This is a genomic window from Cyanobacterium stanieri LEGE 03274, assembly GCF_015207825.1.
Lineage (GTDB): Bacteria > Cyanobacteriota > Cyanobacteriia > Cyanobacteriales > Cyanobacteriaceae > Cyanobacterium > Cyanobacterium stanieri_B.
The window spans coordinates 38,060-53,512 of record NZ_JADEWC010000010.1 but is presented as its reverse complement, the minus strand read 5'-3'; the positions used below and the strand labels follow the sequence as shown (position 1 = coordinate 53,512).

Here is a 15,453-nt window from a genome sequence, read left to right as displayed (position 1 = left end):
AGATTGCATTTTTTAGCTTATTTTTAAATCCTTTCAAAAAAATAAGGTGCGATCGTCAGACTTATAATTTTAGTAAAATTTTATCTGCCATAAATAACATAGAATAGGACATAAAGCCTTATAAAATAGGTGATTAGATGAATAATAACAACGAAATAGAAAAAGAATTGATTAGGTGGAATAAAAAATTACGTATTTATCCCTTCGATGCCAGTAATTATATTCGCCGTGGTATGACCTACTTTAAATTAGGACGTTTAATAGAATCCCTAAGAGACTATAACAAAGCCGAAGAATTAAACCCCCAACTGACACCATATCTATGGCAAAGAGGCTTATCCTATTATTACTTAGGTAAATATGCCCAAGGAGCAAGACAATTTGAAATTGACTTAAGTGTTAATTCCCAAGACGTAGAAGAAACAATTTGGAATTTTCTTTGTATTGCCCAACTAGAAGGAATAAAAGAAGCCAGAGAATCTCTTTTACCTGTAAAATATGATCCTCGCCCCGTCATGAGAAAAATATATCAACTATTTGCAGGGCATTATTCCCCCGAAAATCTATTAGCATTAGAAAAAACTAACAGCACAAGGGATAATCTTTATATTCATTTATATTTAGGGTTATTTTATGAAGCCCATCGGGGAGAAATTCCCATGTTAGAAGTAGGTAAAACCATTTCCAGTAACATTGAAAAATCGCGCTTTCACATCAACGAAGCGATAAAATATAAAGTAGATGATTATATGTGGTACTTAGCAAGGGTTCATCAACAACTCAGACAGCCCAAAGTAGAGTCTTAAAAAGAGAATAACCACTGTATTCAGAACATGAGAAAATATATAGTATCTAAAGTAACATTTTAATAGATAATGACAGAGAATCTTAAAAGCCAAGCGATTACCCAGGGAGTACAAAGAGCGCCCAACCGAGCTATGCTCAGGGCCGTAGGATTTGGAGATAATGACTTTACTAAACCTATCATCGGGGTTGCCAATGGTTATAGTACCATTACTCCTTGTAATATGGGTTTAAATGACCTTGCCATGGAGGCTCAAAAAAGCATTAAGGAGGCGGGGGGAATGCCTCAGATGTTTGGGACTATTACCATCAGTGATGGTATTTCCATGGGTACTGAAGGTATGAAATACTCTTTGGTTTCTCGGGATGTGATTGCAGATTCTATTGAGACAGTGTGTAAGGGGCAAAGTCTTGATGGGGTGATTGCCATTGGTGGTTGTGATAAAAATATGCCTGGGGCGATGATTGCCATGGCAAGAATGAATATCCCTGCTATTTTTGTTTATGGTGGAACTATTAAACCGGGGCATCTCAATGGGGAAGATTTAACCGTTGTGAGTGCTTTTGAAGCTGTAGGGCAGTATAGCGCAGGTAAGATTGACGAATCCCAATTGACAGCGGTGGAAAAAAATGCTTGTCCTGGGGCTGGTTCTTGTGGTGGTATGTTTACAGCAAATACCATGTCTTCTGCCTTTGAGGCGATGGGGATTAGTTTACCCTATTCTTCTACCATGGCAGCGGAAGATTATGAAAAGGTGGAAAGTACCCAAAAATCTGCGGAGGCTTTGGTTAATGCTATCCGTAAACAAATTTTACCTAAAGATTTACTCACCCGTAAGGCTTTTGAAAATGCCATCGCCGTCATTATGGCCGTGGGGGGATCTACTAATTCTGTACTACATTTATTGGCGATCGCCAATACCATCGGCGTAGAACTAACCTTAGATGACTTTGAAGCTATCCGTCAAAAAGTCCCCGTCATCTGTGATTTAAAACCCTCAGGACGTTACGTCACCGTTGACTTACACAAAGCAGGGGGTATCCCTCAAGTAATGAAAATGTTATTAGCTAACGGCATACTCCATGGCGATGCTCTCACCATTACAGGGCAAACCCTGGCAGAAGTATTAGCAGATGTACCCGAAACACCCCCCGCCAATCAAGACGTAATCCGTCAATGGGGTAATCCTCTGTATCAAGAAGGGCATCTAGCAATCCTCAAAGGAAATCTTGCCTCTGAAGGTTCAGTAGCGAAAATTAGTGGTGTGAAAAACCCCGTCATCACTGGCCCTGCCCGGGTATTTGAATCAGAGGAAGAATGTCTTGATGCTATCCTTTCAGGAAAAATTGTCGCAGGAGACGTGGTTATCGTTCGCTATGAAGGCCCCGTGGGCGGCCCTGGGATGCGAGAAATGTTAGCTCCTACCTCTGCCATTATCGGTGCAGGATTGGGCGATAAGGTGGGTTTAATCACCGATGGACGTTTTTCTGGGGGAACTTATGGCTTAGTCGTCGGACACGTAGCCCCAGAAGCTGCGGTAGGTGGAAACATTGCCCTTGTTAAAGAGGGAGACAGTATTACCATTGATGCTAAACAAAAACTTTTACAAATTAATGTATCCGAAGAAGAACTTAACCAACGTCGTCAGCATTGGCAACCTCCCCAACCTCGTTATCGTCGAGGTATCCTCGGCAAATATGCCAAGTTGGTTTCTTCTAGTAGTCTTGGGGCTGTCACTGACTTGGAAAGTAAATAACTTTAGTGCGGGATAATAGTTGTTACGAAGTCTGAAAAAGTTTTAATGGTGGGGAGTACATCACCCACCTTATCATACTAAATCCCGTTGTAATAATATACTAATTAGGGCGGGGAACAGGGAATAGAGGACGGGGAACAGTTTTTCAAGGTTTATGGTTGTAGATTGATAGGCTAATCATCTCTATTTTAAATTAACCGATAGGTATATTAGTTAAGAAGGATTTGGTATCAGTTAATCTGGCTTTGGTGAATTAAGGTATGTTTTGATTTACAGATTTAGTATAAACTAATACCCCTCATCACCTTAATAACTACAACCTGTGGGGACGTACCATGGCACGTCCCTATCATACTGACAGATCCCAAACTGAGGTTAACTATCAATCAAAAACTTTAAATTTCGTTCACATCTTCAGAAAAACCATTATAAGCCTCCATACCATGTTCGCCAATATCTAAGCCAAAATATTCTTCCTCCTCAGAGACTCTCAAACCTAACAAAGCCTTAAGAATTGACCAAACAATAAAACTATATACCACCATAAACACCCCTACCACAAAAATTCCCAGTAGTTGAGTGCCTAATAAAGATATATTCCCCGTAGTAAATAAGCCCCTAATTTCTGGATCTCCTGAGACTATTGGACTAGCAAATAAACCCACAGCAATAGTACCCCAAATACCGTTGACCAAGTGAACGGAAATAGCTCCCACGGGGTCATCAATTTTGACATTATCTAAATAATATACCGAGACTACAACCAACGCTCCACCGACAATGCCAATAATCATGGCGTCACCGTAACTCACAAAGGCACAACTTGCGGTAATAGCCACTAAACCCGATAAAACACCGTTGATAATTAAAGATAAATCAGGTTTTCCTGCCAATACCCAACTAATGATGGTGGCGGAAATAGCCCCTGATGCGGCGGCTAAGTTGGTGGTAAGGGCAATATAACTAATATTTTGGGATAACTCGAAGGTTGAACCTGCATTGAAACCAAACCATCCTATCCAAAGGATAAAACAACCTAGGGTGGCTAAACTTAAGTTATGGCCAGGTAAGGGCATGATTCCCCCTGATGGTTTATATTTTCCATTCCTTGCACCTAATAAAATAGAACCAACTAAAGCGCTCCAACCCCCTACGGAGTGGACTACGGTAGAACCTGCAAAGTCTTTGAATCCTAACTGGGCTAACCATCCATTTCCCCATACCCAGTGTCCGACGAGGGGATAGGCGATCGCCACCAGGAAAACACTAAACAAAATAAAATCAATAAATTTAATTCTTTCCGCCACTGCACCAGAAACAATAGTAGCCGCTGTACCAGCAAAAGCCACTTGAAATAAAAATTTAGCGGCCAAGGGGATATTTATCGAACCTAAGGAGCTATAAACCCCAATATATTCACCGTTAATGGCGGGGCTATTATCCATCCCCGCAAGGAAAAAACCACTAAACCCAAAAAAGTTTGTTCCATCTCCAAACATGAGGGCAAAACCCACAGCCCAATAAGCCACCGTAGAAATGGCAAATACGATTAAGTTTTTGGAGAGCATATTAACAGCATTCTTGCGCCGACATAAACCAGTTTCTAACATGGCGAAACCAGCATTCATAAAAATGACCAAAATTGAAGCGAATACCACCCAAAAGGTATCTAAACCGACTTTTAATTCTTTACTCGCATCGGTTAATTCTGCGAGGGTATCTTGAGCGCCTACGGAGCTAACACAGGAGAGCAGTAAAAATACACTTAATATTATACATCCTTGCCAACTGGGGGAAAAATTTATTTGTTGTGCGATTCTCTTTATTCTTTTTTTTGTTGTCTTCAGTTTAACCATTCTATTTTAATATCTCAAATAACCTAGATATTTTATGCTTGGAAGCGATTCATTATAGCATCATTGATTACAAAATATATGATTAATTTTCTTTTTTAGTTTAATTTAATCTTCTTGTTATTTTTCAAGATCATTTTTCTGGGATGACCTTATTTTTTTGAATCTATAAATATAAAAAAGATAAGTATGATTAGAGCATTAGATAATTATTTTTTTTAATAATCATTGATTAAAAGTCAGTTTACTAAGGAATGAGATTAATTAATTACGTAAGTATTTATGGATGATTGTTTTTTTATTTAGTTATATTTAACGATTAATTTTTGTTGTGGATTATAAACTTCTAGGGGCATTTTATATTTAAAACTTAAATAGCGGTAATTTTGCTCTACCTGATTAATATGATTAATTAAAATTTCTGTTTCACTATTATTAGTATTGGCTGATTGTTGGGTAATTCGAGCAATATTCATCAAATAATCGGTGGTTAAGGTAACTTTAATTAAATTATTTTCCACCTGATAATCACAGATTTTAGAACTACCCTGACATATTCTGGCTAATTCTTCCCTGGCATTTTGTCGATTAATGGCTTGTTTTAATTCTTCTTGGGCTTGGGGTAATTTTTGATTAACGGTTTGTCTTATCCTTTCGAGGGGTTGTTGTTTAAATGTGCCATCGGGAAATTGAGTGATTAGGTTATTGACTTCTTGCCAATGGTTGACGGCATTTGTCCATTGATTATTTTTTTCGGCGTTTTCTGCTTGAATAATTTTGTTTTGTATTTGCCCGTAAAGATTTTCGGCGATTTCTTCTTGTCTAATGGTTGCTCTTATTTGACTTAAATTTTGATTATATTTTTCTAAGAGATTTTCTTTATCTGTTTGCGCACTGGTGAGGGGGGGAATTTCCCTGATTTTATCTATTGCCTCTAACCAATTATTTTCGATATTTTTTAGTTGTGTTAACGATGAAGTTTCATTCTTTAATTGATCGTTTTCTTGGGCTAATTGTTGGGCTTCTGATAATAGTTGATTGGCTTTTTTTTCTTGTTCAATGCTATTTTCTAGGCTACTTAATATATTATTATATTCAGCTATTTTATTATCAATCCATGGTTGTAAAAATTGATTTTCTACGGATTGTATAAGGGCGATCGCCTCTAACCAAAAACTTTCTATTCTTTGCCATTCATCCGTTGATAAAGGTAGTTGATTACTCATACTTTGAGCATTTTCTACCAATGTTAAAGCCTCTAATATTTTATCTAAATCATCAATGGTAATTTGATTTTCGGTAATTAAATTTTGTGCTTGTTCATGATAATCTGACCAAGAAGGAATATTATTTAATTGTAAATTGATAGCGATTAAATTTAATTGTAGTTCTGTTAAATCCGTACTGTCCATTTCTGGATTAATGATCGATAAATAATCCTCAACATTTTCTTGAGATTGAGGAATTAAGGTACATTCTCCTAGCACACAGGGACGAGTAAAATAATATGCTAATGCTCCACTAATGGTGAAAAGTATTCCAATGATTAAAGAAATAATACCTACGGAAAAGTTTTTGGATTTATATTTTTGATTGTCATTATCTGATTCAAAAGTTATGTTTTTATCTGAGAGATTATCCATAATATAATATGTTAATAATAATTAATTGTATAGTTATTCTGTTATTTGTTCTATTCAAATTAGAATAATATTAAGTCAGAGTATTTTGTGTAAAAAAAGAATATTTACTTAAATTAATTTCTAATATATTATTAATTAAAATTAGAAATAATAAATTTTTATGTCGTATCGAATAATAGAAAAAATATTGTTGGATATATATAGTATGGACTTTTTCTATAAAAAATAAAATGTAGTGATATTAAAAATAACCATAAATTCTTTTAAATAATTCGCAAAAGTAGAGATAATATCATCAAAAAATATTAGAGAGGGTTAACCGTCCTAAACATTTTCAACAATTGTAATAAAAAAATAGTGTGTCGTACATCCTCATCAAGGGTAGGAGAAAACTTAGACTCCCGTAAAGACTGTTGTAACTGGGCATAATCTTGGGCAGATAAAGGTTTATTGTCTAAAGGCGATCGCCCCTCAACTATAATTTCTGTACGTAGTATTTCCTCAGGAATCTCCTCAGGGGGAGGAAAAGCCCTTGCCCCATGCCATGGAAAACCAGAACATAAAACCACCAATCCAGACAAAAAAAACAAATTAGAGCGAATCTTAACCACCATCACCATCAATAAAAAAAAATAATCAACCCACCCATTTTAACTTGACTATCCAAGCAAAAATAAAATAACATCAAACCAAAAAGGAATAGAGTAAAAATGTGATTAACTAGATATTTAGTTATATAATGATTAACTATCAATCTCTTAAGCTACATAAAAAGTAAGGAGGTAGCTATTTCCGAACAACTAAACTTGACAGTGAGCCTTAGAGGTACTCGTGAAGTCAGAAAAAATTGCCAAATCTTCCATTTATTAGGTCAGCTAGACGCCTTTTCCGAACCTACATTCCAGAAAGTAATTCTGAGTTATGTAAAAGAAGGAGCAAATCAAATTATCCTCGATTTATCTCAAATCGACTTTATCGATAGTTCTGGTTTAGGGGCGTTAGTGCGTATCGTAAAAGCGATCGAACCGATAAAAGGAAAACTACAAATCGTTACCAATCCAAGGGTTACCCAAACCGTCAAGATGGTAAGACTAGAAAAATTTCTAAATCTTAGAAACTCTCTCGATGAAGCCTTAGCTGACATATCATAATCAAATAACAAGTTATTGTGACCCAGAATGAAATTGAGTTGCGCCCTGCAAAGCAGGTCCCTTCGGGATCGCCACCTAAGTCCAACTTGAGAGAAAATAACCAAAATGAGGTAATAAATGTGAGAGAAAATCAATCTCTTGCAAAAATACCTCAATCATCCCTCAAACAAATTTCTCCAATTTCCTTAGCCTACATCGGCGACGCCATTTATGAACTCCACATCAGGACTCATTACCTAATACCCTGCCTAAAAATTGCCGACCATCATCATAAAGTAGTCCAACAAGTTAGGGCAGAAACCCAAGCAAAACATCTACAAAAACTTTATCCTATCCTCAACGAAGAAGAAAAAACATGGGTAAAAAGAGGAAGAAACTCCGTCAAAAAATCTCCCCGTAAACTAGCCCCCGGAGTCTATCAACAAGCCACAGGATTTGAAACCCTCCTCGGTTACCTATACATTAGTAACCCCCCAAGACTAGATGAAATCCTTACTCAAATTCAACCAAACTAAAAAAAGATAAGGTGGGCGTTGCCCACCCTCAAAACCAGAACAATAAACCTAGATAGCCTCTAAATTTTTCTCCCCAGTTCTAATACGAATGGTTTGATCCACAGGAGAAATAAAGATTTTACCATCTCCAATTTCCCCAGTGCGAGATGCTTGAACAACCTTTTCCACCACCATATCAACCTGATCATCATCTACAACAATTTCGATTTTGAGCTTCTGTAAAAACTCCACAGTGTACTCAGAACCACGATAACGTTCAGTTTGTCCCTTCTGACGACCAAAACCACGAACCTCAGAAACCGTCATGCCAACGATACCAGCATTAACAAGAGCGATTTTGACCTCATCGAGCTTAAATGGGCGAATAATAGCTTCAATCTTTTTCAACTTAGTGACTCCTCTTAAAATTATTTACTTATATAGCTTAATCTATAGCTTATACAATTTTCCTGTTATTTTCTAACACTCTTGCCCCTAGCTTTTTTGTCTAATACACTACATTTCTCCAATTCCAAACCAGATTTACAAAACCTCAAAGATTTGATATAACTTAATAAATTTAAACGGAAAATCATAAAAACTAAGGGGAAAAGCTCTCTATGTATATTGTTCATATTGCTTCAGAGTGCGCGCCTGTAATTAAAGCAGGAGGGCTAGGAGACGTTATCTATGGTTTAAGCCGAGAAGTAGAAAATAGAGGTCATACCGTAGAAATTATCCTCCCCATGTATGATTGTATGCGCTATGACCATATCTGGGGGCTTCACGATGCCTATAAAGATTTGTACGTCCCTTGGTATGATGGGACGGTTCATTGTTCCGTGTATTGTGGTTGGGTTCATGGGCGCCTTTGCTTTTTCATTAAACCCCATTCCCAAGATCAATTTTTTGACCGAGGTTGTTATTATGGCTGTGATGATGATGCTATGCGCTTCGCCTTTTTTAGTAAAGCAGCCTTAGAGTTTTTATATATCAGTAATAAACGTCCTGATATTATTCACTGTCATGATTGGCAAACAGGGTTAGTGCCAGTAATGCTCTATGAAATTTATAAATGGCATGGTATGGCTAATCAAAGGGTATGTTTTACCGTCCACAACTTTAAACATCAAGGGATTGCAGGAGGTGAAATTCTTAAAGCTACGGGGTTGAACAACGAAGAATATTATTATAGTTACGATCGCCTTAGAGACAACTTTAACCCCTTTGCCCTTAACCTCATGAAAGGGGGTATAGTCTATTCAAATCACATTAACACGGTTTCCCCTCACCATGCTTGGGAAGCTAGATATAGCGATGTGAGTTATGGTTTAGGACATACTCTCAGACTACATCACTATAAATTTGATGGCATCCTCAACGGCATTGATTACAATATTTGGAATCCTGAAATAGATACCCTCATCCCCCATAAATATACCATCGATGTATTTGAAGGAAAGGCAAAAAATAGAAAAGCTCTCAGGGAAAGACTATTATTAAGGGATGAACATAAACCCATAGTGGCCTTTGTAGGTCGTTTAGATGGTCAAAAGGGAGTTGATTTAGTTCACCATGCCATTTACTATTCTATTCACCATAATGCCCAATTTGTCCTCCTAGGTTCAGCCACCGAACCCCGTATTAATAATTGGTTTGTCCATGAAAAAGGTTTTCTCAACGATAACCCTGACTGTCATTTAGAGTTAGGTTTTAATGAAGAATTAGCTCATCTCATCTATGCCGGAGCTGATATTATTGTTGTACCTAGTGTGTATGAACCCTGTGGACTTACCCAAATGATTGGTCTAAAATATGGTACAGTGCCTGTGGTGCGTGGGGTTGGCGGTTTAATGGATACGGTTTTTGATAAGGATTATGATCAATACCATAGCCCCGAAAAGCGTAACGGTTATGTGTTTTATCAAAATGATAACCACGCCCTCGAGTCGGGGTTAGAAAGGGCGATTTCTTTATGGCATTATTATCCTAAGGAATTTGAATCACTACAAAAACAGGGCATGGAATATGATTATTCTTGGAATAATCCAGGAAGGCAATATGTCAGACTCTATGATTATCTACGTCATAAGTAAAATTATTGATTAATGGCTCATTACCCTTGGTTGGTTAAAATAAAAGAAAAAGCCATAAGATAAATCAATTTAAAAAATTAAATGTCTGTAACTACGAGCCATAAGAAAGCTAAAGCCCTCAAGCCTGGTAGTCGTCGCCCCGCTAAGGAGTTGTGTAGTGAGTGCGGGTTATGTGATACCTACTATATTCACTATGTGAAGGAAGCCTGTGCTTTTATTCATCAACAAATTGCAGAACTCGAAAACCAAGCCCATGGGCGATCGCGCGATTTAGATAATGAAAATGATCTCTATTTTGGGGTACATCAGGAGATGATTACTGCCCAGAAAAAAGAACCCATCGAGGGGGCGCAATGGACAGGGATTGTAAGTGCGATCGCCTGTGAAATGTTAACGCAGGGGCTAGTAGAAGGGGTTGTATGTGTACAAAACAGCGAAACAGATCGTTTTCAACCTAAGCCCATCATTGCCACTACTACAGAGGAAATCTTGGGGGCAAGGGTAAATAAACCTACTCTTTCTCCTAACCTCTCGGTATTAGAGCAAATCGAACAATCGGGCATGAAACGGTTACTCGTGATAGGGGTAGGTTGTCAAATTCAGGCCCTGCGAGAAGTAGAAGATAAATTGGGCTTAGAAAAACTCTACATCTTAGGTACTCCCTGTGTTGATAACGTTACCCGTGAGGGGTTACAGAAATTTTTGGACACCACCAGCGATTCTCCTGATACCGTGGTGGCTTATGAGTTTATGCAAGATTTTCGAGTACATTTTAAGCATGAAGATGGCAGAGTGGAAAAAGTACCTTTCTTTGGTTTAAAAACTAATAAGTTAAAGGATGTGTTTGCCCCTTCTTGTATGACTTGTTTTGACTATGTCAACTCCCTCGCTGATTTGGTAGTGGGTTATATGGGTTCGCCTTTTGGTTGGCAATGGATTGTCGTGAGAAACGATACAGGGAAAGAGATGTTAGATTTAGTGCAAGATCAACTTAAAACCCAATCTGTAATGTCTAAGGGCGATCGCACCCAAGCCGTCCAAAATAGCATCCCAGCCTACGATAAAGGGGTTACACTACCTATGTGGGCAGCTAAATTAATGGGGGTAGTGATAGAGAAAGTAGGGCCTCAAGGGTTAGAATATGCGAGATTTTCCATCGATTCCCACTTCACCCGTAATTATCTTTACGTCAAACGTAATTATCCCGAAAAATTAGATGCCCATGTGCCTAACTATGCCAAAAAAATTGTATCCCAATATAAACTACCCAAAGAATGAAAAATAAAAACTTCCCCATGGAGAGAAAGTGATTCTTTCGCCGTGTAATTTATTAAAAAGTAGGTTATGGTCAATTTTACCAACAGGATTTGGTCTAAAATTACAAAAAAATCACACTTTCCCATAAATCGTCATACAATGATGATGCTTTAACAATAACCTTACATAGAAAGTGAACAAAAGATAAACAGATTACACCATATCAATGGGAAATAAATTTAATTATCCATGGTTCACAATCCATCCAATTGCAGATTAACTATTACTAACAATAAAATGGAAAACCGCACCAAAGCATTAATTACCGGAATTACAGGACAAGACGGCTCATATCTAGCCGAACTGCTTTTAAGTAAAGGCTATGAGGTACATGGTATCATTCGCCGTACATCCACATTTAATACTGACAGAATTGACCATATTTATCAAGACCCCCATCAGCCAGACGCTCAATTATTTTTACATTACGGCGACTTAACCGACGGCACTACCCTCCGACGAATTTTAGAAGAAGTACAACCCGACGAAGTTTATAACCTTGGGGCACAATCCCATGTAAGAGTTAGTTTTGATGCCCCCGAATTTACCGTTGATACCGTTGCCATGGGTACTTTACGACTTTTAGAAGCCATTCGAGACTATCAAAATTACCATGATACCCAAGTCAAATATTATCAAGCAGGTTCATCAGAAATGTTTGGTAAAGTGGTAGAAGTTCCTCAAAAAGAAACCACCCCCTTTTATCCCCGTAGCCCCTACGCCTGTGCCAAAGTTTACGCCCACTGGCAAACCGTTAACCATCGGGAATCTTATAATATGTTTGCCTGTAATGGTATTCTTTTTAACCATGAAAGCCCCCGCCGTGGAGAAACCTTTGTCACTCGAAAAATTACAAGGGCGATCGCCCGTATCGTGGCAGGAAAACAAAAAGAATTATTCCTCGGTAACCTAGACTCCAAAAGAGACTGGGGTTATGCCAAAGACTATGTCGTAGCCATGTGGCTAATGCTACAACAAGAAAAGCCAGATGATTACGTCATCGCCACAGGAGAAACCCACTCCGTTAAAGAATTTTTAGAACTAGCCTTTAATTACGTTAACCTAAAATGGGAAGACTACGTACGTTTTGATGAGCGTTATTTGCGCCCTGCTGAAGTTGACTTACTAATCGGAGATCCTACAAAATCAAAAGAAAAACTAGGCTGGAAACCCTCCGTTACCTTTCCCGAATTAGTAGCCCTCATGGTTGACGCTGACTTAGAAGCCTTCGGATTAAACACCCAAACAGGAAAGCCCGTAAAAGATCAAGCCTACATCCGCCATGGCGTTTTACACAACGTTAATTAAATTTTATTGGTGTCCATTATCAATTATCCATTATCAACTATCAATTAACTCTCCATGATTGAATTAACCAATAAAAAAATATTAGTGACGGGAGGTTCGGGATTTCTTGGTAAACAAGTTGTAACCGAACTTCTCAAGGCGGGGGCTACCATGGATAACATCACCATTCCCCGCTCCCAAGATTGTAACCTCACCATCTGGGAAAACTGCCAAAAAGCCGTAGAAAATCAAAATATAGTAATCCACCTCGCCGCCCATGTAGGGGGTATCGGTTTAAACCAAGCCAAACCAGCAGAACTATTTTACGATAACCTAATGATGGGAACACAACTCATCCACGCCTCCTATCAGGCAGGGGTAGAAAAATTTACCTGCGTTGGTACTATCTGCGCTTATCCTAAATTTACCCCCGTCCCTTTTAAAGAAGAAGACTTATGGAATGGTTATCCCGAAGAAACCAACGCCCCCTACGGCATAGCCAAAAAAGCCCTCCTAGTGCAACTAGAATCTTACCGGCTACAATACGGCTTCAACGGCATCTACCTATTACCCGTTAACCTCTATGGCCCCGAGGATAACTTTAACCCCGAAAGTTCCCACGTCATACCAGCCTTAATAAAAAAAGTCCATGAAGCCCAACAAAAAGGAGAAAAAATCATCCCTGTGTGGGGTGACGGTAGCCCCACCCGTGAGTTTTTATACTCTAATGATGCGGCGAGGGGTATTGTCATGGCTACCCAATTATATGACGCTCCAGAGCCAATTAATTTGGGGACAAATTTTGAAATTTCCATCAAAGATTTAATCGAGTTAATCTGTGAATTGATGGGTTTTGATGGGGAATTAGAGTGGCAAACGGATAAACCCAATGGGCAACCCCGTAGATGTTTGGATACCACCAAAGCAAAAGAGGCTTTTGGCTTTAAGGCTAAAATGGATTTGCGCGAGGGGTTGAAAAATACCATCGACTGGTATATTCACCATGGATAAATGTTGTTAGCTTTTACCTTGAGTTCGGGATAACAGTTGCTAATTTGCTTAATTGTATCGGTTGTGGGTTTAAAATCCCACCTCATTTGTCAGTTTATCAAATAAACTAAAACCAACTAACCAAGATCAATTTTTTGTAAATTCTTTCCCCCAATACCCGTACTCAAAAATAAGCTATAATATAAATACTGATGTACTAAAAACATTGGCAAGAATAAGATAGAAAATAACATCTATACTAATTAAAGACGAGTAGATAAAATAACGAGAAAATCATGGCTACAAGTACCAGCGCACAAGGCTCAGACAAAGAAAAGGCACTTAACCTAGTTCTCAACCAGATTGAACGCAACTTCGGCAAAGGGGCAATTATGCGCCTAGGGGATGCGGCTAAAATGAAAGTAGAAACTATCTCCAGTGGTGCATTAACCCTTGACTTAGCCTTAGGAGGCGGTTTACCCAAAGGAAGAGTTATCGAAATTTATGGGCCTGAAAGTTCTGGTAAAACTACTCTGGCGCTCCATGCGATCGCAGAAGTCCAAAAAGCAGGGGGAGTAGCTGCTTTCGTAGATGCTGAACACGCCCTAGACCCCAATTATTCCAGTGCTTTGGGGGTAGATATAGATAATTTACTTGTAGCCCAGCCCGACAACGGAGAATCTGCCTTAGAAATCGTTGATCAATTGGTGCGTAGTGCAGCGGTGGATTTGGTTGTTATTGACTCGGTGGCCGCCCTTGTACCCCGAGCAGAAATAGAAGGGGAAATGGGGGATTTACAAGTTGGTTTACAAGCCCGTCTCATGAGTAAAGCCCTGAGAAAAATTGCAGGAAACATCGGTAAATCAGGTTCTACAGTAATTTTCCTTAACCAACTACGTCAAAAAATCGGTATTAGTTATGGTAGCCCAGAAGTTACCACGGGGGGGACGGCATTAAAATTTTATGCCTCCGTGCGCCTAGACATTCGCCGTATCCAAACTCTGAAAAAAGGTAGTGATGGGGAATATGGTATCCGAGCGAAGGTAAAGGTTGCTAAAAATAAGGTAGCCCCTCCTTTCCGCATTGCTGAATTTGATATTATTTTTGGTTCGGGAATTTCGCGCACTGGTTGTCTGCTCGACTTGGCAGAAAAAACCGATGTGGTAAATAGAAAAGGGGCATGGTATAGCTATGAGGGGGATAACATCGCCCAAGGTAGGGATAATGCGGTTAAATACTTGGAGGAAAATTCTGAGTTAGCCCAAATCATCGAACAAAAGGTTAAGGAAAATTTAGATATTAATAATGTTAGTTTTGGTAGTTCTAATAATGATGATTATGATAGTGAAGAATAGGGGATAAAATATCTGGGATTTTGTTCAAAAATCCTTGAGGATTGCTATAGTTTAATTGACTGATATTTGTTAAGGAGAGGATAAATCGATTATGTTTAGTAAGGGAAACAAAGAAAGTAAAATTGACACGAATCCGAATGTTGAAAGTTTTGTTCCGCCCAAATCTACTAATACGGACATTGACATCGAAAATTCCTCAATTCCTATTCCTGATAATGTGATGGATAAAGAACAAATTCAAACCGTTAAATTAGTGGAAAAAATTAGCTCGATTTTATCTCCTTATTTTATCGTCATTGTGGGTTTATATCTTTCGGATGATAGTTTTTTAATTGGTTTTGTGTTGGTGATTGTTGGCATTTTATCTCTACTCAAAATTTCCTTACAAGATATTATGGCTTTGGTTAATAAGGCAAAGGGGGCGATTGGGGGGAAGAATAGTTAAATTGTAGGCTGATATTTAAGAACGATAAGTTGATTAACCACCGTCTAATAAAATACGGTTAATATTTTTGGTTCAATGAATGAAGCTATAATATTAGGTTGGGATAATTAGTGATAAATAGATTGTATTTTCGTCGCCACACCGTGTAATTCATTACACGGCGAAGGGTGGTTCGTTCAATAAATTGAACTAAGATATTGATATTACTAATTTATAAGTGATCAAGGGGACTTGATATGACACTAAATCCGATTTGTAAGG

General features: G+C 38.3%; 14 protein-coding genes. 10 read left to right on the top strand and 4 right to left on the bottom strand.

All coding sequences use genetic code 11. The features are described from left to right. Nucleotides 1–137: 137 nt before the first annotated feature. Nucleotides 138–806, top strand: coding sequence for a tetratricopeptide repeat protein (locus tag IQ215_RS06265; RefSeq protein WP_193800455.1), 669 nt, complete (start codon nucleotides 138–140; stop codon nucleotides 804–806). Nucleotides 807–875: 69 nt separating this feature from the next. Then, entirely contained in the window at nucleotides 876–2,561 is a 1,686-nt protein-coding gene (ilvD, locus tag IQ215_RS06260; RefSeq protein ID WP_193800454.1) for a dihydroxy-acid dehydratase, read from the top strand. 395 nt (nucleotides 2,562–2,956) lie between these two features. On the opposite strand, the gene IQ215_RS06255 is transcribed toward ilvD, so the two are convergent. From IQ215_RS06255 to IQ215_RS06245, 3 genes are all read right to left on the bottom strand, one after another. Further along, nucleotides 2,957–4,417, bottom strand: coding sequence for an ammonium transporter (locus IQ215_RS06255; protein ID WP_193800453.1), 1,461 nt, complete (start codon nucleotides 4,415–4,417; stop codon nucleotides 2,957–2,959). A gap of 299 nt (nucleotides 4,418–4,716) precedes the next feature. Further along, a complete protein-coding gene (locus tag IQ215_RS06250; protein WP_193800452.1) occupies nucleotides 4,717–6,057 on the bottom strand; it encodes a hypothetical protein in 1,341 nt (446 codons plus the stop codon). 305 nt (nucleotides 6,058–6,362) lie between these two features. After that, nucleotides 6,363–6,671, bottom strand: coding sequence for a hypothetical protein (locus tag IQ215_RS06245; RefSeq protein WP_206688526.1), 309 nt, complete (start codon nucleotides 6,669–6,671; stop codon nucleotides 6,363–6,365). A gap of 192 nt (nucleotides 6,672–6,863) precedes the next feature. Between IQ215_RS06245 and IQ215_RS06240 the strand changes: the two genes are divergently transcribed. Together IQ215_RS06240 and IQ215_RS06235 are read left to right on the top strand one after the other, a co-directional pair. Beyond that, complete coding sequence (locus IQ215_RS06240) at nucleotides 6,864–7,208, top strand: STAS domain-containing protein (protein ID WP_206688525.1); 345 nt, start codon at nucleotides 6,864–6,866, stop codon at nucleotides 7,206–7,208. 17 nt (nucleotides 7,209–7,225) lie between these two features. Continuing rightward, complete coding sequence (locus tag IQ215_RS06235) at nucleotides 7,226–7,723, top strand: ribonuclease III domain-containing protein (RefSeq protein WP_193800451.1); 498 nt, start codon at nucleotides 7,226–7,228, stop codon at nucleotides 7,721–7,723. Between the two features lie 48 nt (nucleotides 7,724–7,771). On the opposite strand, the gene IQ215_RS06230 is transcribed toward IQ215_RS06235, so the two are convergent. Then, nucleotides 7,772–8,110: a P-II family nitrogen regulator gene (locus IQ215_RS06230; protein WP_069789602.1), complete on the bottom strand. Its 339-nt coding sequence runs from the start codon at nucleotides 8,108–8,110 to the stop codon at nucleotides 7,772–7,774. A 212-nt stretch (nucleotides 8,111–8,322) separates the two neighbouring features. Between IQ215_RS06230 and glgA the strand changes: the two genes are divergently transcribed. From glgA to IQ215_RS14320, 6 genes are all read left to right on the top strand, one after another. After that, nucleotides 8,323–9,798 (top strand): glycogen synthase GlgA, encoded by a 1,476-nt coding sequence (glgA, locus tag IQ215_RS06225; RefSeq protein ID WP_193800450.1) that lies wholly within the window; start codon nucleotides 8,323–8,325, stop codon nucleotides 9,796–9,798. 81 nt (nucleotides 9,799–9,879) lie between these two features. Beyond that, on the top strand, nucleotides 9,880–11,076 hold the full coding sequence (locus IQ215_RS06220; RefSeq protein ID WP_193800449.1) for a Coenzyme F420 hydrogenase/dehydrogenase, beta subunit C-terminal domain: 1,197 nt from the start codon (nucleotides 9,880–9,882) through the stop codon (nucleotides 11,074–11,076). Between the two features lie 276 nt (nucleotides 11,077–11,352). Beyond that, nucleotides 11,353–12,423, top strand: a complete 1,071-nt coding sequence (gmd, locus tag IQ215_RS06215; protein ID WP_193800448.1) for a GDP-mannose 4,6-dehydratase — start codon at nucleotides 11,353–11,355, stop codon at nucleotides 12,421–12,423. A gap of 54 nt (nucleotides 12,424–12,477) precedes the next feature. Next, nucleotides 12,478–13,413 (top strand): GDP-L-fucose synthase family protein, encoded by a 936-nt coding sequence (locus IQ215_RS06210; RefSeq protein WP_193800447.1) that lies wholly within the window; start codon nucleotides 12,478–12,480, stop codon nucleotides 13,411–13,413. A gap of 275 nt (nucleotides 13,414–13,688) precedes the next feature. Next, a complete protein-coding gene (gene recA / locus IQ215_RS06205; RefSeq protein ID WP_193800446.1) occupies nucleotides 13,689–14,747 on the top strand; it encodes a recombinase RecA in 1,059 nt (352 codons plus the stop codon). 91 nt (nucleotides 14,748–14,838) lie between these two features. Continuing rightward, on the top strand, nucleotides 14,839–15,192 hold the full coding sequence (locus IQ215_RS14320; RefSeq protein ID WP_206688524.1) for a hypothetical protein: 354 nt from the start codon (nucleotides 14,839–14,841) through the stop codon (nucleotides 15,190–15,192). Nucleotides 15,193–15,453 lie beyond the last annotated feature (261 nt).

Coding starts and splice junctions, on each gene's coding strand:
- IQ215_RS06265 (WP_193800455.1), top strand. CDS start 138: ATGAATAATAACAACGAAATAGAAAAAGAATTGATTAGGTGGAATAAA.
- ilvD (WP_193800454.1), top strand. CDS start 876: ATGACAGAGAATCTTAAAAGCCAAGCGATTACCCAGGGAGTACAAAGA.
- IQ215_RS06255 (WP_193800453.1), bottom strand. CDS start 4,417: ATGGTTAAACTGAAGACAACAAAAAAAAGAATAAAGAGAATCGCACAA.
- IQ215_RS06250 (WP_193800452.1), bottom strand. CDS start 6,057: ATGGATAATCTCTCAGATAAAAACATAACTTTTGAATCAGATAATGAC.
- IQ215_RS06245 (WP_206688526.1), bottom strand. CDS start 6,671: ATGGTGGTTAAGATTCGCTCTAATTTGTTTTTTTTGTCTGGATTGGTG.
- glgA (WP_193800450.1), top strand. CDS start 8,323: ATGTATATTGTTCATATTGCTTCAGAGTGCGCGCCTGTAATTAAAGCA.
- IQ215_RS06220 (WP_193800449.1), top strand. CDS start 9,880: ATGTCTGTAACTACGAGCCATAAGAAAGCTAAAGCCCTCAAGCCTGGT.
- gmd (WP_193800448.1), top strand. CDS start 11,353: ATGGAAAACCGCACCAAAGCATTAATTACCGGAATTACAGGACAAGAC.
- IQ215_RS06210 (WP_193800447.1), top strand. CDS start 12,478: ATGATTGAATTAACCAATAAAAAAATATTAGTGACGGGAGGTTCGGGA.
- recA (WP_193800446.1), top strand. CDS start 13,689: ATGGCTACAAGTACCAGCGCACAAGGCTCAGACAAAGAAAAGGCACTT.
- IQ215_RS14320 (WP_206688524.1), top strand. CDS start 14,839: ATGTTTAGTAAGGGAAACAAAGAAAGTAAAATTGACACGAATCCGAAT.